A 25,025-nucleotide genomic window follows, 5' to 3' on the forward strand; every position below is an offset into this window, starting at 1 on the left:
ATTTTTTAAAAGCGCCGAAAGGCGCTTTTTTTGTTTCAGTTGTAAAGCGATTTAATTCATATTGTTAGGTGTATGTTTCTGTGAAAACTTATCTTACAAAATATATGTTTGCACTTCTAAAATATTCAACTAAATACTCTATTTATTATGTAACTGGTTTACACTGTTTCGGCAAAAGAAAAGTTAAGAGAAATCACATAATTTCCATATTCTTTTCTGTAAATACAACACTAAATATAAATGGAGTTACGGATGAGTAACCAAGCAGTAGAAAAAACATCTAAACCAGGCGGTATGGATCGTTTTCTAAATACAATCGAACGAGTAGGTAACAAGATCCCTGATCCTGCACTACTATTTTTCTGGGGCCTACTTATTGTTTGGGGGCTTTCAGCGCTATTATCACAAGTACAATTTGACTTGATCCATCCTGTTACTCAAGATGCAGTTCAAGTGAAAAACCTTTTAACGGGTGATTCTTTAGCAAACTTTTTAGCAACAATGGTAACTAACTTTACTGGTTTTGCTCCACTAGGTATCGTATTAGTTGCGATGCTAGGTGTTGGTGTTGCTGATTCTTCAGGCTTTATTCAAACTGGCCTAAAGAAAATGCTGAACTTTACACCAGCTAAATTACTGACCCCAATGCTTATTCTTGTAGCTATCGTGTCACACACAGCAGCTGATGCGGGTTATGTTTTAGTTATTCCATTAGGTGGTATTATTTTCCATGCGGCGGGTCGTCATCCGCTAGCGGGTATTGCAGCGGCATTTGCCGGTGTATCTGGTGGTTTCTCTGCTAACTTTATCCCATCGGGTATTGACCCATTACTTGCTGGCTTTACGCAAACAGCAGCGCAAGTATTAGATAAGTCTTACATCGTTAATCCATTAGCAAACATCTACTTTACTGGTCTTTCATCAGTACTGATTGTTTGTATCGGTTGGTATGTAACTGAGAAAATCATTGAGCCTCGTTTAGCTAAAATACCAGTAGATAAGGATGCAGAAACAGCGCCTGATTTAGGCTCATTTACTGAGATTGAATCAAAAGCATTTAAGTTTGCTGGTTGGGCAATGGTTGCGGGTATCGCACTACTTATCGCACTTATTTACCCTGAAGATTCAGCTCTTCGTTCTCCTGATGGTCAAATTACCTCGTTCTCTGCGCCATTAATGAAGTCTATTGTTCCACTTATCTTCATTTTATTTATCATACCGGGTATCGTTTTTGGACGTATTTCTGGTACGTTTAAAAACAGCAATGATGTAATCAAAGCAATGTCAGAGACAATGGGCACGATGGGGGCGTACATGGTTATGTCATTCTTCTGTGCACAGTTCTTAGTTGCATTCAGCCAATCAAATATCGGTACAATCTTAGCGATGTACGGTGCTGATGTGCTTAAAGCAATGGAGCTTCCTGGTCAGCTAACTATTATTGGTATGATTTTGCTAACCGCATTTGTGAATCTATTAATCGGTTCAGCATCTGCTAAATGGGCACTAATTGGTCCAGTACTAGTTCCAATGCTAATGGGTGTAGGTATTTCTCCAGAGTTATCTCAAGCGGCATACCGTGTAGGTGATTCAGTATCTAATATCATCTCTCCTCTAATGGTATTTTTCCCATTAGTAGTGGTTTATTGCCAACGCTACGTTAAGTCTACAGGTATCGGTACTTTGGCCTCTCTAATGATGCCATTCTCTATCGCAATGCTAATTGGTTGGACTATTTTCTTACTAGCGTACTGGGCTCTAGGTATTCCACTAGGTATCCAAGCGCCGTACACATATAACCTTCCAGGTTAATTTGTATTAACTGAAAAGAATAAAGCCCTGAGAATGATAAGTTCTCAGGGCTTTTCTATATGGGTTCTTTAGATAACTAGGCGTTTAAATAAGCCGAGTGAAACTCTAAGTGCTCATCAATAAAGGTAGAGATAAAGAAATAACTATGATCATAACCTGGCTGCATTCTTACTTCTACATCAGCACCTGATTGCTCTGCTGAAGAAAGTAAGTATTCAGGTTTTAACTGTTCTTCTAAGAAACCATCAGCTTCACCTTGGTCTACTAAAATTGGAAGTTTAGATCCTTTTTTAAGTAGTTCTGAGCTATCGTATTCTTTCCAAGTCTCTTTATTATCACCAAGATATAGACCTAATGCTTTTTGACCCCAAGGGCAATTGATTGGGCTAGAAATTGGGCTAAACGCAGAGATAGACTGATATGCATCTTGGTTTTTCAAGCCAATGGTAATTGCACCATGCCCCCCCATACTATGCCCTGAAATCGATTTTTTATTTGAAACAGGGAAGTGATCTTCAATAAGAGATGGCAGCTCTTTTGTTACGTAATCATACATATGGTAATGGCGATTCCATGGCGCTTGAGTTGCATTTAAATAGAACCCTGCGCCTAAACCAAAATCGTATGCGCCTTCTGCATCATCCGGAACATCTTCACCGCGAGGACTTGTATCCATAGCAACAATAGCGATACCTAATTCGGCTGCTTTTTTGAATACACCTGCTTTTTGCATAAAGTTTTCATCGGTACATGTTAAGCCAGATAACCAATACAGCACAGGGACTTTATTTATCTCAGATGCATTCGCAGGAAGATAAATTGCAAAGCGAATTTCACAATTTAATACTGATGAAGTATGTGTATATTGTTTATGCCAACCACCGGCAACTTTAGCTTGGCTGATGTTTTCAATTGTCATGAATAAGGCCTTTTGATGAGATGAGCTATTGTACTCTGCAAGCAAAGTACAATATTAATTGAGGTTATAACCTAGAACTCAGAGTCTATTTATCCATATGTAGAACAGTACGGATAGATTTACCTTCGTGCATTAAGTCGAACGCTGCGTTTACATCCGCAAGGCCCATAGTGTGAGTAATGAAGTCATCAAGAGCGAACTCACCTTGCATGTAACGGTCAACAATACCTGGAAGTTCAGTACGGCCTTTAACTCCACCGAATGCAGAACCACGCCATACACGACCAGTCACAAGTTGGAATGGACGAGTTGAGATCTCTTGACCAGCACCAGCAACACCGATGATGATTGATTCACCCCAGCCTTTGTGACAACACTCAAGTGCCGCACGCATAACGTTTACGTTACCGATACACTCAAAAGAGTAATCCACACCGCCGTCTGTCATTTCAACAATCACTTCTTGAATTGGCTTATCGAATTTAGTTGGATTGATGCAATCAGTCGCACCTAATTTTTTAGCCAGTTCATATTTGCTTTCATTCAAGTCCACGCCGATGATGCGACTTGCTCCGGCCATTTTTGCGCCGATGATAGCTGAAAGACCAATACCACCAAGGCCGAATACAGCAACGGTGTCGCCTTTTTCAACTTTAGCCGTGTTAAGAACCGCACCCATACCCGTAGTTACGCCACAACCGAGAAGACAAACTTCTTCAAGTGGTGCTTCTTTAGATACTTTTGCTAAAGAGATCTCAGGAAGAACTGTGAATTCAGAGAACGTAGAGCAACCCATGTAATGGAAGATAGTTTCGCCATTAATAGAGAAACGGCTAGTGCCATCAGGCATAAGGCCTTGGCCTTGAGTTTCACGAACTGCCTGACAAAGATTAGTTTTGCCAGAAGTACAGAATTTACATACACCACATTCAGCTGTGTAAAGAGGGATAACGTGGTCGCCAACTTGAACGCTTGTTACGCCTTCGCCGATCATCTCTACAATACCGCCACCTTCGTGACCTAAGATAGATGGGAAGATACCTTCTGGATCATCACCAGATAGAGTAAATAAATCAGTGTGACATACGCCAGTAGCTACGATGCGAACTAATACTTCGCCCGCTTTAGGAAGTTGCACATCCACTTCTTCCATTTTAAGAGGTTCGCCAGCAGCCCAAGCTACCATTGCTTTAGATTTGATGTGCGTTTGACCAGGTTGAATATCAAGAGCCATTGGATTTTCCTTGTATGGATAATTAAATTGACGACATTAATAAGCAATTTTATTCTAAGCTTAGTATAGCTTTTTGTTTTTGCTCGTCATCTTGTTGGGTGCCATTATAAGTATTTCTCCTTATTTGATAATACGGTAGAATGGTAAATAATCTTTACATATATGTAATAATAGAAATAAGGAAGGCGTTGTGATTAATTGGGAAGGAGTGACTGAGTTTGTTGCAGTTTCCGAAGCGCAGAGCTTTACAGGTGCCGCGCGAACTCTTGATACATCAGTAGCTCAAATTAGTCGTAAAGTCGCGGCGTTAGAAGATCGCTTATCAATTAAATTATTGATCCGAACAACCAGAAAAGTATCTGTTACTGAGGCGGGGCAGACCTATTATCAGCATTGTCGTCATTTGGTCGAAGGATTAAAGCAAGCGGATAGAGCGATTACAGAACTAAATGCAACGCCTCAAGGCAGATTAAAAATCACATCGTCAGTCACTTATGGTGAGCAACTTATTGCGCCATTGCTTAGTGATTTCATGTTGATGTATCCACAACTTGAACTTGAACTCGTGTTATCCAATCAAACATTAGATCTCGTTGAGCAAGATTTTGATTTGGCGATTCGTTTAGGTCGATTAAGTGACTCAACAATGATGGCAAAGCGGTTATCTAGCAGACAAGTACGAGTATGTGCATCACCTGGTTATATTGAAAAACACGGTGAGCCTCACACTTTATCTGAGCTTTCTCAACACAATTGCTTAATTGGCAGCTTACCTATTTGGCGCTTTATTGAGAATAAAAAAGAAAAAAGCGTGAGAGTAAAAGGTTCAGTTCATTGTAATAGTGGTACGGCACTCACTAATGCCGCTTTAAAAGGGTTAGGTATTGTTCAATTGCCTGATTTTTATGTTCAAGAATCAATGGATAAAGGGGAGTTAGTTGAAATCCTCGTACCGTATCGTGAACCAAAAGAGGGGATCTGGGCGGTATACCCAAATAATCGTCATCTTTCAACTAAGGTTCGTTTATTGGTTGAATTTTTAGCACGAGAGTTAGCAGAATAAATGATAAATCAAGATGCAAATAGGTATATGCAACGAGCGATGGAGCTGGCTGCGATTGCTGAAAATGAAGGTGAAGTTCCTGTTGGTGCGGTGATCGTTCTAAATGATGAGATCATTGGAGAAGGGTGGAATCGTTCGATTGGAACGCATGATGCGACTGCCCATGCTGAAATGATGGCAATTAAGCAAGCGGGACAGAAAGTTGAAAACTATCGACTCGTTGACGCTACATTATATGTCACCCTTGAGCCTTGCCCTATGTGCGCGGGAGCGATTGTTCATAGCCGAATTAAAAAAGTAATTTTTGGTGCGCCTGATATGAAGACTGGAGCGTCTGGTAGCGTGATTAATTTATTTACTTCAGCAACAGCGTTTCATGTTGTTGAGTGTGAATCAGGCTTAATGGAAGAGGCGTGTCGAGAGCAACTTCAAGCTTTTTTCAAGCGTAGACGTAAAGAGAAAAAAGAAGAGCGGAAATTACAGCGAGAAGAAGATCTGAAAAACAAATAGCGCTAATAAATCCCCTCTTTTTATTTAATGGATAAAAATAAGGCTAAACTACTTAGCCTTATTTCGAATAATGTAATGAGCGAACTTATCTAGAGTAAGAGCTCATTGTTACGGTAAGATGAATTTACTTAATTGTAATATTCATCTTATTGGCTTGATGCGGCCTTACTGGCGCTAGACGCTGCCGAGGAGAGAGGAACATCAATCACTGTTAAACCTTCTACCGTAATATCTTCTTGGGTCAGTTTGTTCGCTTGTTCTTGTTCATAGCCAATAATACTTTGGTAATAACGACGAATATTCTCAACGTAATTTTGAGCTTCATCACCACGAGCAAAACCATAACGAAGGTATTTGTAATAACGTTTTTGGCGTAATAGCGGTAAGTTATCTTTTACATCAGTCCATGAGTCAGGATCACCACCTAGGCGTTGTGTTAAACGACGAGCGTCCATCATGTGACCAAAGCCAATGTTGTAAGAGGCCAGTGCAAACCAAATTTTTTCGTGTTCGGTGATGGAATCGGGCACTCGCTTTACAATCCGGCGTAAATATTCAGCTCCACCACGAATACTTTGTTCTGGACTGAGACGATTTTTCACACCAACAGATTGAGCAGTAGGAAGCGTCAGCATCATCATACCTCGAACCCCTGTTGGAGATTTCGCTAATGGGTTCCAATGAGATTCTTGATAAGACAGAGCTGCTAAGAAGCGCCAATCAAAATCCCCTGCGTATTTTTTAAATAGAGATTCCCATTTTGGCAACTTACTTTCTAGCGCTCGAATAAAGGCGCGAGTATCGACATAGTCAAACGATTCAACATGACCGAAATACTTCTCTTCTAAAAGAGCCAATTGCCCACTTTCTTTTAATTCGCCAAAAAATTCAATTAACAAAGCTTGTAAGCTGTCATCTTCTGTTTTTTGTAAGAACCAAGCTACAGGTTGGTCTTCGGTTAACTCAAAGGCAACGGCTAAATCAGGGTGAATGCGTTGAGTTAATGATAATTCAACGGAATCAGCTAAGGTGTAATGTATTTCACCTGAGGCTACTTTTTTTAATAATTCGCTGACATCGGTATCTGCTTTGGTGTGCCACTCTAATTTAGGATATTTTTCTTTAAGCTTGATAAGAGTGCCTTCAAAACTTGAATCTTTAACAATAGTTACGTTTTCATCAAGTTGAGTAAGGTTTTGTATATTACGAGGACGCCAATTGCCTTTCTTATAAACGACTTGTTGGCTTACGTAATAATACACTGGGCCAGGACGAAACTCAGCTAAACGCTCAGGAGTTACCGTCATATTTGCGGCGATGATATCCACTTCATTACGCGCTAGTGCTGGGAATAAACCAGAATAGGTATAAGCAGGGGTAATTTCTAATTTCACTTCCAGCTTTTCAGCAAAAGCTTTGGCAAGATCATAATCCAATCCTGTTGGCCCATTAGAACCAATATAATAAGAGAGTTGGTTGTTTAATGTGCTAACTCGTAAGATGCCACGCTCTCTGACTTGCTCTAATTTGTTTTTTGGCTCTGATTCTACTTGGCAGCCACTTAAGGTTAAAACAAAAGTAAAAATAACCAAACAAGATGGTAAAAGACGATGATATCGGATGAGGCTCAAGTCAGAATGCTCTTTTAAATAAGTTAGGCGTAGTTATATCAAATGGGAGAATAAGAGGCAAAAGCGCGGTAACAAATTAGAACAATTATTAGAGATTGAGACAAAATAAACGTCCAACTGCTTATTTATCCGTCAAAACTATAAAAATACAAGTTCATACTATCTTTTTTTTAAAAAAATACGCAAACGGTTGCTTTTGGTGTTACTTCACATAACAAAATCCTTTATAATGCGCTCGCAATAGCAGAGGTAACATCGGTATAGTTGCTATGTTATATAAGTGATTAATTGAGTTAATTACTTATAACATCATGAAACTATTCCAATATTACCTTTAATTCATTGCCAAAGAGACCTAAGTACATGAGAATTTTGCGTGGTTCACCTGCTTTATCTGAATTTCGTGTCAACAAGCTACTTGAGCTTTGTTGCGAGCTAAATTTACCTGTTACTGGTATTTATGCTGAGTTTGCCCACTTTGCTGACGTAACCTCTGATCTTGATGCATCTGAAATTGTAAAGTTAGAAAAGTTACTAACTTATGGTCCAACGATAGAAGAGCATAAGCCTGAAGGTTTATTACTTCTTTCTGCTCCTCGTCCAGGTACTATCTCTCCTTGGTCTTCAAAATCTACTGATATCGCCCATAATTGTGGTTTAGCTAAAATTGCACGTTTAGAGCGCGGTATCGCTTTTTATATAAAAACCTCTGAAACACTATCGGAACTTCAATTAGTTGAATTAAAAGCGATTCTTCATGACCGCATGATGGAAGTTGTGTTTACTGATTTTGATTCAGCAATTGCATTATTTACCGTTGCTGAACCTGCACCGTATGCAGAGGTTGATCTACTTGTAGGTGGTCGTAAAGCGCTAGAAAACGCAAACGTTACCCTAGGTCTTGCACTGGCTGAAGATGAAATAGATTACCTATTAGAAAGCTTTACTGAAAAGCTTGGTCGTAATCCAACTGATATCGAATTAATGATGTTTGCACAAGCAAATTCAGAGCATTGTCGCCACAAGATTTTCAATGCAGATTGGACTATTGATGGTGTGAAACAAGATAAAACCTTGTTCAAAATGATCAAAAATACCTTTGAAGTTACCCCAGAGCATGTACTTTCTGCTTACAAAGATAATGCCGCCGTAATGACGGGTTCAACCGTTGGTCGCTTCTTCCCTGATCCTGAAACACGTCAGTACAACTATCATCAAGAGAAAACACATATCTTGATGAAAGTTGAAACTCATAACCACCCAACAGCAATTTCTCCTTGGCCGGGCGCATCAACAGGTTCTGGTGGTGAAATCCGTGATGAAGGCGCAACGGGTATTGGTGGTAAACCAAAAGCTGGTTTAGTTGGTTTCTCGGTATCTAACTTAAAAATCCCTAACTTTGTTCAACCGTGGGAAACGGATTTTGGAAAGCCAAGCCGTATCGTAACTGCGCTTGATATTATGCTTGAAGGCCCTCTTGGTGGCGCGGCATTTAACAATGAATTTGGTCGCCCAAACCTATTAGGTTACTTCCGTACATACGAAGAAAAAGTAAATTCACACAATGGCGAAGAAGTTCGTGGTTACCACAAGCCAATCATGCTTGCGGGTGGTTTAGGGAATATTCGTGATGATCATGTTCAGAAGAAAGAGATCCCAGTTGGTGCAAGTCTGATCGTTCTTGGAGGTCCAGCAATGAACATCGGTCTTGGTGGTGGTGCAGCATCGTCAATGGCATCTGGTCAATCGGCTGAAGATCTTGATTTTGCTTCGGTACAGCGTGAAAATCCAGAAATGGAACGTCGTTGCCAGGAAGTTATCGACCGTTGTTGGCAGCTTGGTGATGCCAACCCAATTGCATTTATCCATGATGTAGGCGCAGGTGGTATTTCAAACGCATTACCTGAGCTTGTTGATGATGGTGAACGTGGTGGTATCTTCAATCTACGTGATGTACCAAATGATGAGCCGGGCATGAGTCCACTTGAAATTTGGTGTAATGAATCTCAAGAGCGCTACGTAATGGCGGTTGCGGATAAAGATCTGGCAACGTTTGAAGCAATTTGTAAGCGTGAACGTGCGCCATATGCTGTTGTTGGTAAAGCAACTGAAGAGCGTAACCTTAAACTAGAGGATTCTCATTTCGACAATACTCCAATCGACATGCCAATGGATATCCTTTTAGGTAAAACACCTAAGATGCACCGTGATGCAAAAACACTAAAAGCGAATAACCCAGCGCTTGATCGTTCTGGCATTGAAATGAATGAGGCGATTGAGCGTGTTCTTCGTTTACCTACCGTCGCTGAAAAAACATTCTTAATCACCATTGGCGATCGCTCAGTAACTGGCCTTGTTGCTCGTGACCAAATGGTTGGTCCATGGCAGGTTCCTGTGGCTAACTGTGCAGTGACAGCAGCAAGTTATGATACTTATCACGGTGAAGCAATGTCTCTTGGTGAGCGTACTCCGGTTGCTCTGCTAGACTTTGGTGCGTCAGCTCGTTTAGCGGTTGGTGAGGCTATTACCAATATTGCTGCGACAAATATTGGCGATATTAAACATATTAAATTATCGGCAAACTGGATGTCTCCAGCAGGTCACCCCGGTGAGGATGCGGGTCTTTATGAGGCAGTTAAAGCGGTAGGTGAAGAACTTTGTCCCGCACTGGGTCTAACTATCCCTGTGGGTAAAGACTCAATGTCTATGAAGACGAAGTGGGAAGAAAATGGCGAGCAAAAAGAAGTAACGTCTCCACTTTCTCTTGTTATTACCGCATTTGCTCGAATTGAAGATGTCCGTAAAACAGTGACTCCTCAATTACGTACAGACAAAGGCAACACATCATTAGTTCTTATCGACCTTGGTAATGGCAAAAACCGCATGGGTGCAACAGCACTTGCTCAGGTTTATAAGCAATTGGGTGATAAACCTGCGGATGTTGATAATGCTGCACAGTTAAAAGGTTTCTACGAAGCTATTCAAACCTTAGTAGCAAACGATCAAGTTGTGGCTTACCACGATAAAGGCGATGGCGGTTTATTTGTAACACTTGCTGAAATGGCATTTGCTGGTCACTGTGGTGTGAACGCGAATATTGAAGCATTAGGCGAAGATACGTTAGCAGCACTGTTCAACGAAGAGTTAGGTGCGGTAATCCAAGTTCGTAATGACGATTTAGATTCAGTGTTATCAACATTAGCAGCGAATGAGTTAGGTCAATGCTCACACGTTATCGGTTCTGTTGCAGATTCAGACGAGTTAGTCATTAAATTTGGTGAGCAAATTATAGTCGAGCGTAATCGTACTGAGCTGCGTACTATCTGGGCTGAAACAACGCATAAAATGCAAGGTTTACGCGATAATCCTGTATGTGCAGACCAAGAGCATGAGGCGAAGAAGGATAATTCTGACCCAGGTCTAAACGTTAGCCTAAGCTTTGATGTAAATGAAGACATTGCGGCTCCAATTATTGAAGCGACGATGATCAATAAAGGCGCTAAACCTAAGATGGCAATTTTGCGTGAGCAGGGTGTTAATTCTCATGTAGAAATGGCAGCAGCATTTGACCGCGCAGGTTTTGAAGCAACTGATATTCACATGAGCGACATTCTAACAGGCGAAGCAGTACTAGAAGAGTACAACGGCCTTGTGGCTTGTGGTGGCTTCTCTTACGGTGATGTATTAGGTGCTGGTGAAGGTTGGGCTAAATCAATCTTATTTAATGATGATGCACGTAACCAGTTTGAAGGATTTTTCAAACGTGAAGATACTTTCTCTTTAGGTGTTTGTAATGGTTGCCAAATGCTATCTAACCTACGTGAATTGATCCCAGGTGCAGAATATTGGCCACGTTTCGTACGTAATGAATCTGAGCGTTTTGAAGCGCGTTTCAGCCTAGTTGAAGTTCAGAAGTCTGATTCTGTATTCTTCAATGGAATGGAAGGTTCTCGTATGCCTATCGCGGTTTCTCATGGTGAAGGCCGCGTAGAAGTTCGTGATAATGAACATCTAAACGCAATTGAAAACTCAGGGACCGTTACGCTACGTTATGTTGATAATAACGGAAGTCAAACGCAGCAATACCCGAATAACCCGAATGGTTCGCCAAACGCTATCACAGGTTTAACAACAATAGATGGTCGTGTCACTATTATGATGCCTCACCCAGAGCGAGTGTTCCGTACTGTTGCTAACTCTTGGGCTCCTGAAACTTGGGGCGAAAATGGTGCTTGGATGCGTATGTTCCAAAATGCACGTAAAAATATCGGTTAATTAAATGGGCGGGTTAATGATAAAAAATATTTTTCAGGATGAATAAAAAATTGTGATAAGTATTAAAATTTTTATCAAAGTACTGTTCTATAATAAATAAAAGAGTTGGGTAAAGACGGCTCTTTTAGATAAAACCGCTGAAGTTTAGGCTTCAGCGGTTTTTTTGTTAGAATAGCGCTTTAATTTTATCTGTTGGAAAAAACAATGAAAAATACGCACGTTACGATTGGTTTGAGTAATCCGAAAAGCCCAACCAATGTTGGTGCAGTCATGCGTGCCGCAGGGTGTTATCAAGTTGATGATGTTCGTTATACCGGCGAACGATACGATCGCGCTGTAAAGTTTCAAACGGATACCAAAAAAGTAGCCAATAAAATCCCACTAACGAGCGTTGAATCTTTATTAGACGATTTGCCGGATGACTTAAAAATTGTATGTGTTGAGCTTGCAGAAGGAGCAACACCGTTACCTAAATTTAAGCATCCAGAAAAAGCATTGTATGTGTTTGGGCCTGAAGATGGTTCGATTACACAGCAAGTAGCGGATCGTGCCGATCATGTTGTTTATGTTCCAACGGTAGGTTGTATGAACTTAGCCGCTACTGTGAATGTTCTTTTATATGATCGCTTGGCAAAATCTGAAGAGATGGACGAGAGTGAAGAACTTATTCGTAGCAGTCGAGATAATCGCAATCATTTAGTGGTAAAAAAATAAGATCCACATCTCCTTTAAAGCATGAGTAGATTGACATCTTTTTGGTGCATTTTTGGCTAGATGTGTTCTAATAGCGGGCATTAAAGGGAATGCAGTTATTGTGCTGCAGTTATAGATGGATTTTTTAGTAATGATCTATCCCTTAACTATCGAATTCTAGGAAATAAAAATGGCAAAATTTGATTACCGTATTGTAGAAAAACGTAACGCTTGGGCTGCTGAAATTACGCGCCAAGTAACTTCTCGCAGAACGGTTGTATCTAAGCGTCAGCTTGGTTTTGAAAGCGAAGCTGAAGCAGTTGAATGGGCTCAAAAAGAGCTTGTTGAATTTGCAAAAACTCAAGCTGTACGTAATGATCGTAAGTCTGAGCAACGCACTGAAAAAGAAGAAATGATTGCTCGTAAAAAAGAGAAATCAGCAGCACAAAAAGCGGAATATGAAGCCGCTCGTGATGCAGCAAATAATGAAGACGAATACGATTACGACGAAGAGTAATTCGTTATCACAGTAATGTGAGATAAAAATAGATACCATGAAATGGCAGTTATTCGTAACTGCCATTTTTTATATTCTCAATAAAGTAAATTCATCCAATGATAGAAAAAGAAGCATTATTAGAGTCAATAATTCAAGCGTTACGTGACGTTCACCAAATGGCGCTAGAAGCAACCCAACGAGCGATTGAGCAAGCGACAGATAAAGAAGCTATTGCTCGTAGTAAATATGAGACCTTTGGTTTAGAAGCATCGTATTTAGCTCATGGGCAAGCACGAAGAGTGGCAGAATGTGACGCGGATATTCTAGCGTACCGTAAATTACCACGCTTAAAATACACCGAAGAAAGCACCATAAATCAATGTGCCTTAGTGACATTGGTTAATCAGGATGACGTTGAGAGTACATTCTTTATTGGGCCGTCTGCCGGTGGGGTAAAAGTAACGCATAAAGGCATGACGTTTTCATTAATCACGCCATCAGCTCCACTAGGAAAAACCATGATTGGGAAGCAACTTGGTGATGAGTTTGAATTGGATTTAGCTGGGAAAAAGCAGCAGTATGAAATTATTGCGGTAGTGTAGTTTTTGGTATTCTTTTCATAAAATAAGAGAGGCGAACCTCTCTTATTATTAACATGTTCTCTGACGTATTATCAAAGAGCCGATGTTGTCATTTGACCATTAGTGAGTTGATCGGTATCTGCATCAATGATTTCATCGATATACGTTTCAACGGTTTGACCAACCATCTCATCATCTTCGGTAAAATAAGCAAGATGGAAAACAGCATCACCTTCATTGACTAAAGGTAACGTTTGTTGACCAATTACGATGCCGCCTTTATGAGCGCGAAGTTCGATTTCACTATGGCCTAATGGTGCGCTGATATAAGCCAAAACTTGGTCTTTTTCAACTTGGTCACCCAGAGTAACAACAGTACGTAAGATACCGTCGCTTTCTGCACGTAACCAACTTGTAGACTTAGCAATGATAGCTTCTGGCAAGCGTTTTCTGCTTGCTTTTAGCATGCCAATAGCCTGCATCACACGTTGTACACCAACATAACCAGCATTGATCGCAATTGGCTCAAAGCGTAATGCTTCGCCTGCTTCATACGTTAATACTGGAATATCACATTTTTCAGCTTCACTACGAAGAGAACCATCCCTTAACGGTGAATCTACAATCACGGGCGTACCGAATGCGTGTGCAATACGTAACGTTTCAGGATTACTTAGATCCGCTCGAAGTTGAGGTAAATTCGTTCTGTGAATAGCTCCAGTATGTAGGTCGACAATATACTCACAACGTTGTGCTATTTGGGTGAAAAAGGTATGTGCTATACGAGATGCTAGCGAACCTTTTTCAGAACCAGGGAAGCACCGATTCAAATCTCGACGATCAGGAAGATAGCGTGATTTATGAATGAATCCAAAAACGTTAACGATAGGCACGGCAATAAGAGTACCTTTTAATGTTTTTGGATCAATGTTGTTGATTAGCTGTCGAACAATTTCAACCCCGTTGAGCTCATCACCATGAATGGCCGCATTGACCATCAGGATTGGGCCAGCATGCTGGCCATTAATGATTTCTACAGGGATTGATAAAGGTGAGTGGGTATAAAGCTTTGCTGCTTCAATCTCAATCACCTTTCTTTCACCAGGTGCAACCGAGTGCGTTAATATTTCAAACGGTTGATTTTTTTTAGCCTTTGCCACGAGTTTTAGTCCTTTTAGTCGCTGCATTTTTCTCAATAAAATCAATAATCAGGCCGGCAACGTCTTTACCTGTCGCAGCTTCAATGCCTTCTAAGCCCGGAGATGAGTTCACTTCCATTACAAGTGGACCACGATCAGAGCGAAGTAAATCTACACCTGCTACATTTAAGCCCATGATATTTGCCGCAGCTACTGCTGTCTTACGCTCTTCAGGAGTTAGTTTAACTAGTGACGCTGAACCACCACGGTGTAGGTTAGAACGGAATTCGCCCTCTGCACCTTGACGCTTCATCGCTGCGATCACTTTACCACCAATAACGAAACAACGGATATCTGCACCGCCCGCTTCTTTGATGAACTCTTGAACCATGATGTTCGCTTTTAAGCCCATGAAAGCTTCAACAACACTTTCTGCTGCTTTTCGTGTTTCTGCAAGAACAACACCGATACCTTGAGTGCCTTCTAAGAGCTTGATCACAACTGGCGCACCGCCAACCATATCTAACAGGTCTTTAACGTCGTCAGGCTTGCTTGCGAAGCCTGTAATCGGCATGCCGATACCTTTGCGAGAAAGTAGTTGCATTGAGCGTAATTTATCGCGAGAGCGAGTGATCGCAACAGATTCATTTACTGGGTATACATCCATCATTTCAAATTGACGTAATACGGCAGTGCCATAAAAGGTAACTGACGCGCCAATACGAGGAATAATTGCATCGAAATCAATCAACTCTTCACCTTTAAAATGGATCTGAGGTTTTTCTGAATTGATATTCATATAACAACGTAATGCATCAATTACTTTCACTTCATGGCCACGACTTTCTGAAGCTTCAATTAAACGGCGAGTAGAGTAAAGGTCTTGGTTACGCGATAAAATACCGATTTTCATTATATATTTTCCTCAAAATCAACTAGGTAAGACGATGATGGATCTACAACAATGCGGTCTTGCATTGATGTTCTGCCAAGTAACATGCGAAACACCATTGTTTCTCGGTTACTTAATGTAACTTCAACTGGCCACTCTTGGCCTGATAAACGGATCACTGTTTTGATGACATAACGCATCTCTTCTTGACCACTTGAGCTTTTTACCGAACGGCGGTCAACGATAGGTGCTTCACAAATCTGCACGAAATCGTTATTACGTTTTTCTGGATGAATCCAGAAACGGACCCAGTCTTCACCATCCTTTGTGAAGGGCTCTACTTTAAAAGCATGTAAACAAGAAGTTTGGGCACCAGTATCAACTTTTGCCTTAATTAATTTAATACCAAGTTCTGGAAGGCTAAGTGATTCGCGCCATCCGACAATGATTTTATCTGTCATTAATTTGTCTCAAATAGAAAAACCCACAATCAAGTATAGTTGATACTTTGCGGATATCTAACCCATTTGGCTACCATCTAATTTTCTGAGTATATTACTCAGTAGTCTGGAGTTTGGTGGAATATATAGAGAGGTGTTATAGGATGTGTACACCGTGACTCAATGACGGCGAATTTATCAGTAGTTTTTAATTTCGTCAAATAAAAAATAGATTATAATTTTGGCGCTTTTTGATTAGTTTTTCTAATGGATGAGATTGTTAATAGATTATGACTTATTATGTTATTTGTTTAAAAAAAGAGAGCTGTGATAATATTTTTTTTGATAAATATAATATTGACTAACCTTTTTAATATAGTGATTGCTTCTAAGTTCTTATTAATTAATAAAATAAATGGATTAATAAAGGATTTAAAACTGGTGTTTAATTATGAGTGAAGTTATTATGCCTATATTGTACTAGTTTGGTGATACATGTAATGACCGATAACAGAGAAAGTTTTAGTTCACGTATAGGATTTATATTAGCAGCGGCAGGCGCGGCTGTCGGATTAGGCAATATTTGGGGGTTCCCTACACAAGCTGCGAGCAATGGTGGCGGGGCTTTCTTATTGGTTTACCTTGTCATGATCCTTGTTGTGGCCTTCCCAATGCTTGTTGTTGAAATGGCGATAGGTCGACATGGTCAAGCAAACCCTGTAGATAGTATGCGTTCATTAACCTCTAACCCAATGGGTAAACGAGTGGGGGCTTTTGTTGGTTGGATCGGCCTGAGCGTCCCAAGTACGGTGCTTATGTTTTATAGTATTGTTGGTGGTTGGTTAATTTGTTTTTTATTTGGCGCGATGGCTAATGTTGTTGGATTACATGATCTTTCTGAATGGTTTAAAGGTTTTAGTATTGAGCGTAATTTACTGGGTACAATAATCTTCTATGTATTAACTATTCTAATCGTACAAGGTGGAATTAAAGATGGTATTGAGAAATGGTCAACACGATTAATGCCTGCTTTATTTGTTTTATTTGGTTTATTGTTTGTATATATCATGATGCAACAAGGTGCAGTTGAAGGATTAAAGCATTATCTTATCCCTGATTTTGAAAAGGTAATGGATAAAAAATTGATCCTTGCAGCCATGGGACAAGGCTTTTTTTCTCTGACGATTGGTGGTTGTTCAATGCTTATTTATGGTTCATATTTAAGTAAAAAAGAAAACCTACCAAAGATGGCAATGAACGTTACTTTAGTTGATACCGCAGTGGCATTTATTGCTGGGTTAGTGGTAATGCCAGCAATGTTTGTTGCGATGGAAAAGGGCGTTCAGATCTATGCAGAAGATGGTTCTCTAATCAGTTCTGATACTTTGGTATTTACCGTCTTACCGATGATGTTTGATAGTTTAGGCATTTTTGGTGATTTGTTTGCGATTGTTTTCTTTCTATTATTAACGATTGCAGCATTAACGTCTTCAATCTCAATGCTTGAATGTTCAGTATCCTTAGTGAGTGAGCGATTCAAAACAAAAAGAACCCCAACAAGTTGGGTATTGGGCGCGCTTATTGCCGTGTTTAGTGTAGTTATTGTCTTTAATTTTGGTGAACTATTTGGCTTGGTGGCAATGATAGCTACTCAATACCTACAACCAGTGGCTGCACTGTTGTTCTGTGTATTCGGTGGCTGGGTGTGGAGCCGTCATTCTAAAATTAAAGAACTAGAACAAGGCTATCCTGAATTTCAACAAGGTTTTTTTGGTAAGGTTTGGCCACTGTATGTGAAGTTCGTTTGCCCTATCTTAGTGATTACGGTTCTTTGGGCATCGTTCTAATATTGATTACATTTTTAATAAAATGAGTTAAATATAAAAAGCCAGCACTTCATATGCTGGCTTTTTTTTATATATTTAAATCAACGATAGAGTTACGTTTTATTGCTTGTCCCAAGCATCAGCCCAGTATTGGCTTTCTGCAGGTGCATAAGCAGAGCTTGAACACCATGCAGTATAAGGCCAAGGTTTACATTGGTAAACATCACCATCCGTTGCTAATACTTTATCGCCAGCTGAGTAAGCTACACCTGCTTCGTACGCAGGAACATCGCTTGGTGGTGTCGTTGTATCTTTAGCAATAAGGTTAAAGTTGTAACGTGCTTCTATTGAATCACCATCATTTGATGCGAGTAGGCGTATTGAGTAGTAGCCTTCTTCAACATTTGCCAGTTTTAAAGATACAGCTTGTGTGCCTTTTACTGATGCTGAGTATTCTGCTACTTGGTTACCAATACGGTCAATTACATTGACATTGATAGATGCTATTTCATTAGTGGTTACTGTAAAGGTTACAGTTGCCGACGAATTTTCTACAGCGTATTCATTCTTAAGGTCTGTGATTTTTGCGTTTAATTCAGTTTCTGGATCTGGTGTTACATCACCACAATCGCTGTCACCAATTTGTTTCCAAACACCCCATTCACCAGTTGTTCCTGGCTCATCACCTTGAGTCCACCAGCCAGCTTGCCATGTTTTGCCGTTGTGACTTGTTGTCTCATCAGCTAGATATACTTGATTGGCTTTCCATGGGTTAACACATACTTGTGAACCATCATTTACAGTAACAGTACGTTTTGCTGTTGTTGTTTGGTTGGCGCTATCAGTAACAGAGTAAGTTAATATATATTTACCTGCTAATGAAGTATCAACCGAACCTGTTACCGTAATTTTAGATGTTAAATCGCCATCTTCCGCATCTGTGGCTTTAACACCAGTTAGTGCATTAAAATTAGAGTTAATTTTGATTGTTGTGTTTGCAACACCTGTTAATTCAGGTAATGCGCTGTAGACTTCAACATTACGTGCTTGTTTTGTTTCGTTACCATTAGAGTCTATTGCGCTGTAAGCAAGAACGTTGTCACCAAGTAATTGAGTATTAACAGAACCTTCAACCGTGATTGATGCAGTAACGTCTCCGTCTTCTTTATCGATTGCTTTAACGCCAGTTAATGGGTCAAATAGAGAACCGTGTTGAACACGAACATCGGTTAAGCCTGTAAATACTGGTTTACCTGCCATTGGTGGTGGAGTTGTTTGGCCATGGATGTATGGGCCATAAGCATTAATGAAGCTGCTGTTGTATGGCGTACCTGCTGAGTTTGTACCTATGTCCCAGTTGATTGACCATGTCATTACACCGCGTAGTGGTTGACCTTGTTTTTTCAGTGCATCAAAGGCGTTATATAGCGCTTGAGGCTCTTTAACAAAACCTGTTGCTGCTGCATCATTGTTTGTTGGAATACCAAAAACAAGTTTGTCGTGTGGGATCTTATGGAAACCACGAGTACCATTGATTAATGAATCAGAGATGTAGTAGATGAATTTCTCTTTCATTGCATCACTGTTTTGAGTGATCCATGCATTCTCTTCATCAACCCAAATACCGTCACCACCTTGGTTGTAGAATTGTGGGTTGATCCAATCGTAGTAACCTTCTAGACGCTCAAGGTATGGAACATACTTATCGCCCGCTTTTAGGTATGGGAACTCAGGAGCCATTGTGATTAAGAAGTTTTTTCCTTGAGCACGGTAATGATCTTTCACAATTTTAAGTGCTTCTGGAATTACCCATTGATTATCAGATGCAGTAACGGCAGCTTGTTCTAAGTCGATATCTAGACCATCGAAGCCATAGACTTCAACAAGACGAATCACTTCTTCAGCGAAGGCAATTTCATCGCCACGTTTTAATTCAATGTGTGCGTCTGCACCACCAAGAGCGATCAATACAGAACGACCTTGCGCGTTTAATGTTTTAATTTGTTCAATAAATTCCGCTTCGCTTAAACCAACCGCAGGGTCAAGACGGAACGTTGGAATACGACCTTCAGCAGTGTCGTATACTTTCATGAACGAAACGTCAACAACGTTATACATTGGATCTGTTTCTTCAAGTGTCATGCATGGTGCATTACCTGCTTGGTAACCACGGCCATCACACCAGTTATGCCAATAACCGACAACAACGCCACCTTCTGGATTAACCATATCGTCGTTTACTTGAGCTTGAACAGAAAAACCGGCACCGAATAAGGCTAAAGCGATTGCATTAAGTTTTATTTTTTTAGTTAGTAATGTCATATTTTTTCACTTTAAATAATGAGGTATAGGGAGCTGTGTTAATTAAACGGAAATATGTTTTTGCCAGCTCCTTAACTGATGGAAGAAATTTATCAGTTAATTCTCAAATCCGTGATAATAGAAGTGTTACAAAATGTAACTTGATGGAGATCAAAGAAATACCATGCATTTTTATCGTGCTTTATTGCATGTTGTAAATTGGTTTTTTTACTGTAGGTTATTGATTTGAATTAATTTAATATACTAGCGCCTGTGTTTTTGAATTAATGGAAAAGTGAATAACTATGATGAAAAGATAAAATGAGAAAAGTTTATATAGTGTATTTACACTAATTTTACGGTATTTATTGCCTGGATCAGGATCTCATTTATGGTGAGGTGTATTTGACGATGATTAAAAAAAGTGCTTTCTGGTGGCGGGTGCTTTTTGTTCAAAGTAAGCGATGTTGACGCTTTTTTTTAACATTGTCGCATCGTGCTAAGGGGCGGTTTATTTTCGATGTATTTTATTTTTTGATAAGGAATAATTTATTGCTGTTTATTTCATCACTTTTAGGTCTTTAAAGAGGGGGGATGTTTGACTCTATTTGTTATTGAAGAAGTGCGTGGAAAGCCATGTTGATGAAAGAAGGGAGTATGGTTCACTCCCTCTATTATGTCAGACTGCAAGCCATTATCTAAATTGCTTAACGCTTTCTAAGTAATCAAAACCCGCATCTGCAAGTTTTTTAATTAAGGTATCTTTATCTAATTCATAGAATTTTACATAGCTATCTAGATCGCCAAATTCATCACGAATTTTCATGTTTACCATACTCATTAGCATGACTGGATCCATTGAAATTACTTTTTCTGGTGTCATTTCTCATCCTCAAAATCAGAAATAAGTAAATTAGCGGCAGCAAATGCGGCTTTTTCACGAGTGTCTTTTGGAAGAGTGTCATCTGCGGCAATGTCGTTTAATGATTTAACTGCACAGTTGATCGCTTGAGGAATATAGCCTTGGTCGCCACTGCCAATTAATGAATACAATTCACGAACCATGTCACAACAATCGTATACTTTCATAATACTTTCCATCTTAAAATGATAACTGTTATGAAGTTTACACTGAGCTATTTGTAATACCAAACTCAAACAAGATTAATTATGAATCTATTGATTTAGATACAAAAAAGCCTCAAAACAAGCCTGTGATGGCAAAACTTGTTCTTGAGGCTTTCGGTTATCTAAGAAGATATTGATTGATGTTATTTAACGTCTAACATGCCACGTTCAATGATGAACGCAATAATTTTTTCTAGACCAACGCCTTTTTTCAGATTTGCAAATACGTATGGACGAGTTGGACGCATACGAGCGGTATCTGATTCCATTACTTCAAGAGAAGCTCCCACATACGGAGCTAAGTCAATTTTGTTGATGATCAATAGATCTGACTTAGTAATACCTGGACCACCTTTACGTGGGATTTTCTCACCTTCAGCAACATCAATCACATAGATGGTTAAATCTGCTAATTCAGGACTGAATGTCGCGCTTAAGTTGTCACCGCCGCTCTCTATAAACACAACATCTAGATTTTTATGGCGTTCAGCTAACTCTTCTACAGCGGCTAAGTTCATTGATGCATCTTCTCGAATAGCCGTGTGTGGGCAGCCACCAGTTTCGACGCCAATAATTCTATCAGCGTCTAATGCTTCTGCTTGAGTCAGGATCTTCGCGTCTTCTTGAGTGTAAATATCGTTAGTAACGACTGCGATTTGGTACGTGTCACGTAGTGCTTTACACAGAACTTCTAATAGGGCTGTTTTACCTGAACCAACAGGGCCGCCAACACCAATACGTAGTGGTTGTTTATAATCTTGCATTATTTATTCTCATGATCTAAATAGTCGAGTGTATTGGCTCTCGTGTCGAGAACTTGCCAATACTTGAGCTGGAGTGAAACTGCCAATAAGGTGTTCAGGCCAACGTTCTGATTTATCTACGGCTTGCAGGATCACTTCTGCCATTTCTAGTAGCAGTTGTTGTCCTGCGCTTTGTCCTAAGGGAACTAACTTTATGCCAACAATAGTGGCATTCTCAAGCCATCCCCAAGAGTAAGCGATTGCTAATTTTCTTGCGCTAAGTTGCCAGTGATTGGCCGCTAACGCAAAAGCCGCAATTTGAGTTTGCTTTACCATTGGTTGAGTTATTTGATTTAATTCAATACCCAATTTTGGCAGCAGCATTGAGAAAGCCAGTCCTCTTTGTCTTTCTTCAAGACGTAACTCTTTTGTCTCTCTATTGGCAATAATGAAATCACTCCATTCTTGAGCTTCTTGCCATTTTTCGTCTTTTATTAGTTGAGTCATTTTAGCTAAAACAGGTAACTCTAATGTCGCAATACTGTCCATTAATTGATTGCTTAACCAATGTTTTAATTCGGTAACGTTGCTGACCCACTCTTTCTCTATTGCCCACTCTAAACCTTGTGAATAGGTGAATGAACCTACAGGCAGGGAAGGACTAATAAGTTGATAGAGTCGTAAATCCTCTAACACGATAGCCTCGCTTAATGGTGGTGACCATCGTGTGAACCAGCACTTGAACCACCATAAGCACCTGGTTCAGGTTGGTATTTGGCTTGTTCAACTTTTACGTTCAATCCTAAACGCTGTACCATATCATCAAGTACATGATCATGAAGATAACGGCACCATCCTGCTTCAACTTGAAGAGGAACGTGGCGATTACCTAAGTGGTAGCACGCTTTAGCAAGCAGCAATAAATCATCGCTGAAAACGGTTGATACGGTTTCTTCTGCCGCGCTGATGATGGCTTGAATGCCGTCATCACTTTCTACTATATCGTGTTCTTTTAATACGGTTCCGCGAGGTAAGAATAATCCTGCATCTTCACCATTACTTAAAACTACCTTTAGGCGACTTTTAGTGCGCTCTAGCATCGTTAGGCATAAAGTTAGTTCTGGTGTGCTGTGTGAATGAGTCTCTCCATGATGATGATCGTCATGGTGGTGATGCACAAGATGAGTAAATTTAATCATGATTGTTCACTGTAAAAGGTGCTCCACCAGAAATAGGTACACTGGTAGAGCAAGGTTGTTTGTCTGTTATTTAAAATAAGAAATAACGTTGTGCCATTGGCAGTTCTGTTGCCGGCTCACACACTAATGGTATACCGTCGGCTTTTACGATGTAAGTTTGGCTATCTAGTTCAATGTTTGGTGTGTAGCTATTGTGGATCATCGATTTTTTAGAAATAGTTCGACATCCTTTAACTTCACCAATTTGACTTTGTAAACCCAATAACTCAGGTACGCCTGCTTCGATGCCTGCTTTAGACATGAAAATCATTGATGATCTGTGCAGCGCTTTACCAAAACATGCAAACATTGGACGGTAATGTACTGGTTGCGGTGTTGGGATTGCTGCATTAATGTCACCCATTGGGGCGTAAGCAACCAAACCGCTTTTAAGGATCAAGGATGGTTTTACGCCAAAGAATGCAGGGTTCCAAAGGACTAAATCGGCCAATTTACCAACTTCAACAGAACCAACTTCATGGGAGATACCATGGGCAATCGCTGGGTTAATTGTGTACTTTGCAATGTAACGTTTGATACGATTATTGTCGTTATCTTTGCAGTCACCTTCCAAAATGCCACGTTGCAGTTTCATTTTGTTAGCACATTGCCAAGTTCGAATAATGACTTCACCAACACGGCCCATTGCTTGCGAATCGGATGACATGACTGAGATCGCTCCCATGTCGTGCAAAATATCTTCTGCTGCAATCGTTTCACGACGAATACGAGATTCTGCAAAAGCCACATCTTCTGGAATAGATGGATCTAAGTGGTGGCATACCATCAACATATCCAAATGCTCATCGACGGTATTAATCGTATATGGCATGGTTGGATTGGTTGATGCGGGTAAAATATTAGGTTCACCGACCGATTTAATTACATCAGGAGCATGACCACCACCAGCACCTTCGGTGTGGAATACGTGGATTACTCGACCATCAATGGCTTTGACTGTTTCTTCGTAGAAGCCACCTTCGTTTAAGGTATCTGAGTGGATGGCAATTTGAATGTCCATTTCATCAGCAACATTCAAACAGTTTCCAATAGCAGCGGGTGTTGCGCCCCAGTCTTCGTGTATTTTCAAACCTATAGCACCAGCTGAAATTTGCTCTCGTAGGGCTTCTGGTTTACTAACACATCCTTTACCAAATAGACCGATGTTAATTGGTAAGGCATCAGCCGCTTCAAGCATTCGATGAATATTCCAAATACCCGGCGTAACTGTTGTTGCATTTGTGCCAGCTACTGGACCTGTACCTCCACCAATAAAGGTCGTGACACCGGAAGTTAATCCTTCTTCTACTTGTTGAGGGCAGATAAAGTGAATATGGGTATCTACACCGCCAGCAGTAATTATTTTTCCTTCGCCTGCGATTACTTCGGTACCAGGACCTACAACGATATCTACATTAGGCTGTACATCAGGGTTACCTGCTTTGCCAATGCCAGCAATGCGACCATCTTTAATGCCTATGTCTGCCTTGACGATACCCCAATGATCAACAATCAGTGCGTTGGTGATCAGAACATCGACACACTCACTGCATATCACTTGGCTTTGACCCATGCCGTCACGGATCACTTTACCACCGCCAAATTTCACTTCTTCGCCATACGTTGTGAAGTCTTTTTCTACTTCTAAAAATAGCTCCGTATCAGCCAAACGTAGGCGATCACCTGTGGTTGGGCCAAACATATTGGCATAAGCAGTACGAGAAATATGAGCCATTAGTTCGCCTCTTGGTCGTCAGTTAATTTTGTTGAATTGATCATGTCGTCGACATTGCCCATCACCGCACCTTGAAAGCCGTAAATTTCGCGTTTACCTGCAAATTCAACCAATTCAATGGTTCGACGCTGGCCCGGTTCAAAACGGATTGCCATACCCGCAGGAATATTTAAACGAAAACCTTTGGTTGGCTCTCGTTCAAATTTTAGCGCTTCATTCACTTCATAAAAGTGATAATGAGAGCCAACTTGGATAGGGCGATCACCATAATTAGCGACAGATAAACTGTGAGTTTTACGGCCAACGTTTAGTTCTATTTGACCAAGATCGTTATTAACTCTTAATTCACCAGGGATCATCATGGGT

22 protein-coding genes are annotated in these 25,025 nt (G+C 40.3%); 8 read left to right on the forward strand and 14 right to left on the reverse strand.

Annotation, left to right across the window (positions count from 1 at the left end; translation table 11 throughout):
• Window positions 1-252: 252 nt before the first annotated feature.
• A complete protein-coding gene (locus Q1K78_RS02645) occupies window positions 253-1,812 on the forward strand; it encodes an AbgT family transporter (RefSeq protein ID WP_300174147.1) in 1,560 nt (519 codons plus the stop codon).
• 76 nt (window positions 1,813-1,888) lie between these two features.
• On the opposite strand, the gene fghA is transcribed toward Q1K78_RS02645, so the two are convergent.
• Together fghA and Q1K78_RS02655 are read right to left on the reverse strand one after the other, a co-directional pair.
• Window positions 1,889-2,731: an S-formylglutathione hydrolase gene (fghA, locus tag Q1K78_RS02650; protein ID WP_300174149.1), complete on the reverse strand. Its 843-nt coding sequence runs from the start codon at window positions 2,729-2,731 to the stop codon at window positions 1,889-1,891.
• Between the two features lie 85 nt (window positions 2,732-2,816).
• On the reverse strand, window positions 2,817-3,965 hold the full coding sequence (locus Q1K78_RS02655; RefSeq protein ID WP_300174151.1) for an S-(hydroxymethyl)glutathione dehydrogenase/class III alcohol dehydrogenase: 1,149 nt from the start codon (window positions 3,963-3,965) through the stop codon (window positions 2,817-2,819).
• A gap of 190 nt (window positions 3,966-4,155) precedes the next feature.
• Here Q1K78_RS02655 and Q1K78_RS02660 point away from each other — a divergent pair, with 190 nt between their 5' ends.
• Window positions 4,156-5,028, forward strand: coding sequence for a LysR substrate-binding domain-containing protein (locus Q1K78_RS02660; protein ID WP_300174153.1), 873 nt, complete (start codon window positions 4,156-4,158; stop codon window positions 5,026-5,028).
• The gene (gene tadA / locus Q1K78_RS02665) at window positions 5,029-5,538 is read left to right on the forward strand and encodes a tRNA adenosine(34) deaminase TadA (protein WP_300174155.1); all 510 of its coding nucleotides are present in this window, start codon (window positions 5,029-5,031) and stop codon (window positions 5,536-5,538) included.
• Between the two features lie 146 nt (window positions 5,539-5,684).
• Here tadA and mltF read toward each other — a convergent pair whose 3' ends face one another.
• Window positions 5,685-7,169 carry a membrane-bound lytic murein transglycosylase MltF gene (gene mltF / locus Q1K78_RS02670; protein ID WP_300174157.1) on the reverse strand — a complete coding sequence of 495 codons (1,485 nt, stop codon included), beginning with the start codon at window positions 7,167-7,169 and terminating at the stop codon, window positions 5,685-5,687.
• Between the two features lie 363 nt (window positions 7,170-7,532).
• Between mltF and purL the strand changes: the two genes are divergently transcribed.
• The 4 genes from purL to Q1K78_RS02690 all read left to right on the forward strand — a co-directional run bounded on the left by purL (window position 7,533) and on the right by Q1K78_RS02690 (window position 13,238).
• Entirely contained in the window at window positions 7,533-11,444 is a 3,912-nt protein-coding gene (gene purL / locus Q1K78_RS02675; protein ID WP_300174159.1) for a phosphoribosylformylglycinamidine synthase, read from the forward strand.
• Window positions 11,445-11,648: 204 nt separating this feature from the next.
• Window positions 11,649-12,158, forward strand: coding sequence for an RNA methyltransferase (locus tag Q1K78_RS02680; protein ID WP_300174161.1), 510 nt, complete (start codon window positions 11,649-11,651; stop codon window positions 12,156-12,158).
• A gap of 169 nt (window positions 12,159-12,327) precedes the next feature.
• Entirely contained in the window at window positions 12,328-12,654 is a 327-nt protein-coding gene (locus tag Q1K78_RS02685; protein ID WP_300174163.1) for a DUF3622 domain-containing protein, read from the forward strand.
• Window positions 12,655-12,752: 98 nt separating this feature from the next.
• Entirely contained in the window at window positions 12,753-13,238 is a 486-nt protein-coding gene (locus Q1K78_RS02690) for a GreA/GreB family elongation factor (protein WP_300174165.1), read from the forward strand.
• Between the two features lie 71 nt (window positions 13,239-13,309).
• Here Q1K78_RS02690 and Q1K78_RS02695 read toward each other — a convergent pair whose 3' ends face one another.
• From Q1K78_RS02695 to Q1K78_RS02705, 3 genes are read right to left on the reverse strand one after another with little or no spacing between them, the layout of a single operon-like run.
• A complete protein-coding gene (locus tag Q1K78_RS02695) occupies window positions 13,310-14,404 on the reverse strand; it encodes a succinylglutamate desuccinylase/aspartoacylase family protein (RefSeq protein ID WP_300174167.1) in 1,095 nt (364 codons plus the stop codon).
• Entirely contained in the window at window positions 14,364-15,269 is a 906-nt protein-coding gene (rimK, locus tag Q1K78_RS02700) for a 30S ribosomal protein S6--L-glutamate ligase (protein ID WP_300174169.1), read from the reverse strand. Before rimK ends, Q1K78_RS02695 begins: the two co-directional genes overlap by 41 nt.
• Entirely contained in the window at window positions 15,269-15,709 is a 441-nt protein-coding gene (locus Q1K78_RS02705; RefSeq protein ID WP_300174171.1) for an ATP-dependent zinc protease, read from the reverse strand. Before Q1K78_RS02705 ends, rimK begins: the two co-directional genes overlap by 1 nt.
• A gap of 479 nt (window positions 15,710-16,188) precedes the next feature.
• On the opposite strand from Q1K78_RS02705, the gene Q1K78_RS02710 reads away from it, so the two are divergent.
• Window positions 16,189-17,535, forward strand: coding sequence for a sodium-dependent transporter (locus Q1K78_RS02710; RefSeq protein ID WP_300174173.1), 1,347 nt, complete (start codon window positions 16,189-16,191; stop codon window positions 17,533-17,535).
• Between the two features lie 99 nt (window positions 17,536-17,634).
• Here the strand turns inward: Q1K78_RS02710 and Q1K78_RS02715 are convergent, their stop codons facing one another.
• The 8 genes from Q1K78_RS02715 to Q1K78_RS02750 all read right to left on the reverse strand — a co-directional run bounded on the left by Q1K78_RS02715 (window position 17,635) and on the right by Q1K78_RS02750 (window position 25,018).
• Window positions 17,635-19,836, reverse strand: a complete 2,202-nt coding sequence (locus tag Q1K78_RS02715; RefSeq protein WP_300174175.1) for an immunoglobulin-like domain-containing protein — start codon at window positions 19,834-19,836, stop codon at window positions 17,635-17,637.
• 673 nt (window positions 19,837-20,509) lie between these two features.
• On the reverse strand, window positions 20,510-20,698 hold the full coding sequence (locus Q1K78_RS02720; RefSeq protein ID WP_300174177.1) for a DUF4250 domain-containing protein: 189 nt from the start codon (window positions 20,696-20,698) through the stop codon (window positions 20,510-20,512).
• Window positions 20,695-20,904 (reverse strand): YaeP family protein, encoded by a 210-nt coding sequence (locus tag Q1K78_RS02725; protein WP_300174179.1) that lies wholly within the window; start codon window positions 20,902-20,904, stop codon window positions 20,695-20,697. Before Q1K78_RS02725 ends, Q1K78_RS02720 begins: the two co-directional genes overlap by 4 nt.
• A 182-nt stretch (window positions 20,905-21,086) precedes the next feature.
• Window positions 21,087-21,707 carry an urease accessory protein UreG gene (gene ureG, locus Q1K78_RS02730; protein ID WP_300174181.1) on the reverse strand — a complete coding sequence of 207 codons (621 nt, stop codon included), beginning with the start codon at window positions 21,705-21,707 and terminating at the stop codon, window positions 21,087-21,089.
• 9 nt (window positions 21,708-21,716) lie between these two features.
• Window positions 21,717-22,382 carry an urease accessory protein UreF gene (locus Q1K78_RS02735; protein ID WP_300174183.1) on the reverse strand — a complete coding sequence of 222 codons (666 nt, stop codon included), beginning with the start codon at window positions 22,380-22,382 and terminating at the stop codon, window positions 21,717-21,719.
• Window positions 22,383-22,393: 11 nt separating this feature from the next.
• Window positions 22,394-22,885, reverse strand: a complete 492-nt coding sequence (gene ureE / locus Q1K78_RS02740; protein ID WP_300174185.1) for an urease accessory protein UreE — start codon at window positions 22,883-22,885, stop codon at window positions 22,394-22,396.
• Window positions 22,886-22,955: 70 nt separating this feature from the next.
• Window positions 22,956-24,659, reverse strand: coding sequence for an urease subunit alpha (gene ureC, locus Q1K78_RS02745; protein ID WP_300174187.1), 1,704 nt, complete (start codon window positions 24,657-24,659; stop codon window positions 22,956-22,958).
• On the reverse strand, window positions 24,659-25,018 hold the full coding sequence (locus Q1K78_RS02750) for an urease subunit beta (RefSeq protein ID WP_300174346.1): 360 nt from the start codon (window positions 25,016-25,018) through the stop codon (window positions 24,659-24,661). Before Q1K78_RS02750 ends, ureC begins: the two co-directional genes overlap by 1 nt.
• Window positions 25,019-25,025 lie beyond the last annotated feature (7 nt).

This window comes from uncultured Aliivibrio sp., assembly GCF_946479765.1.
Lineage (GTDB): Bacteria > Pseudomonadota > Gammaproteobacteria > Enterobacterales > Vibrionaceae > Aliivibrio.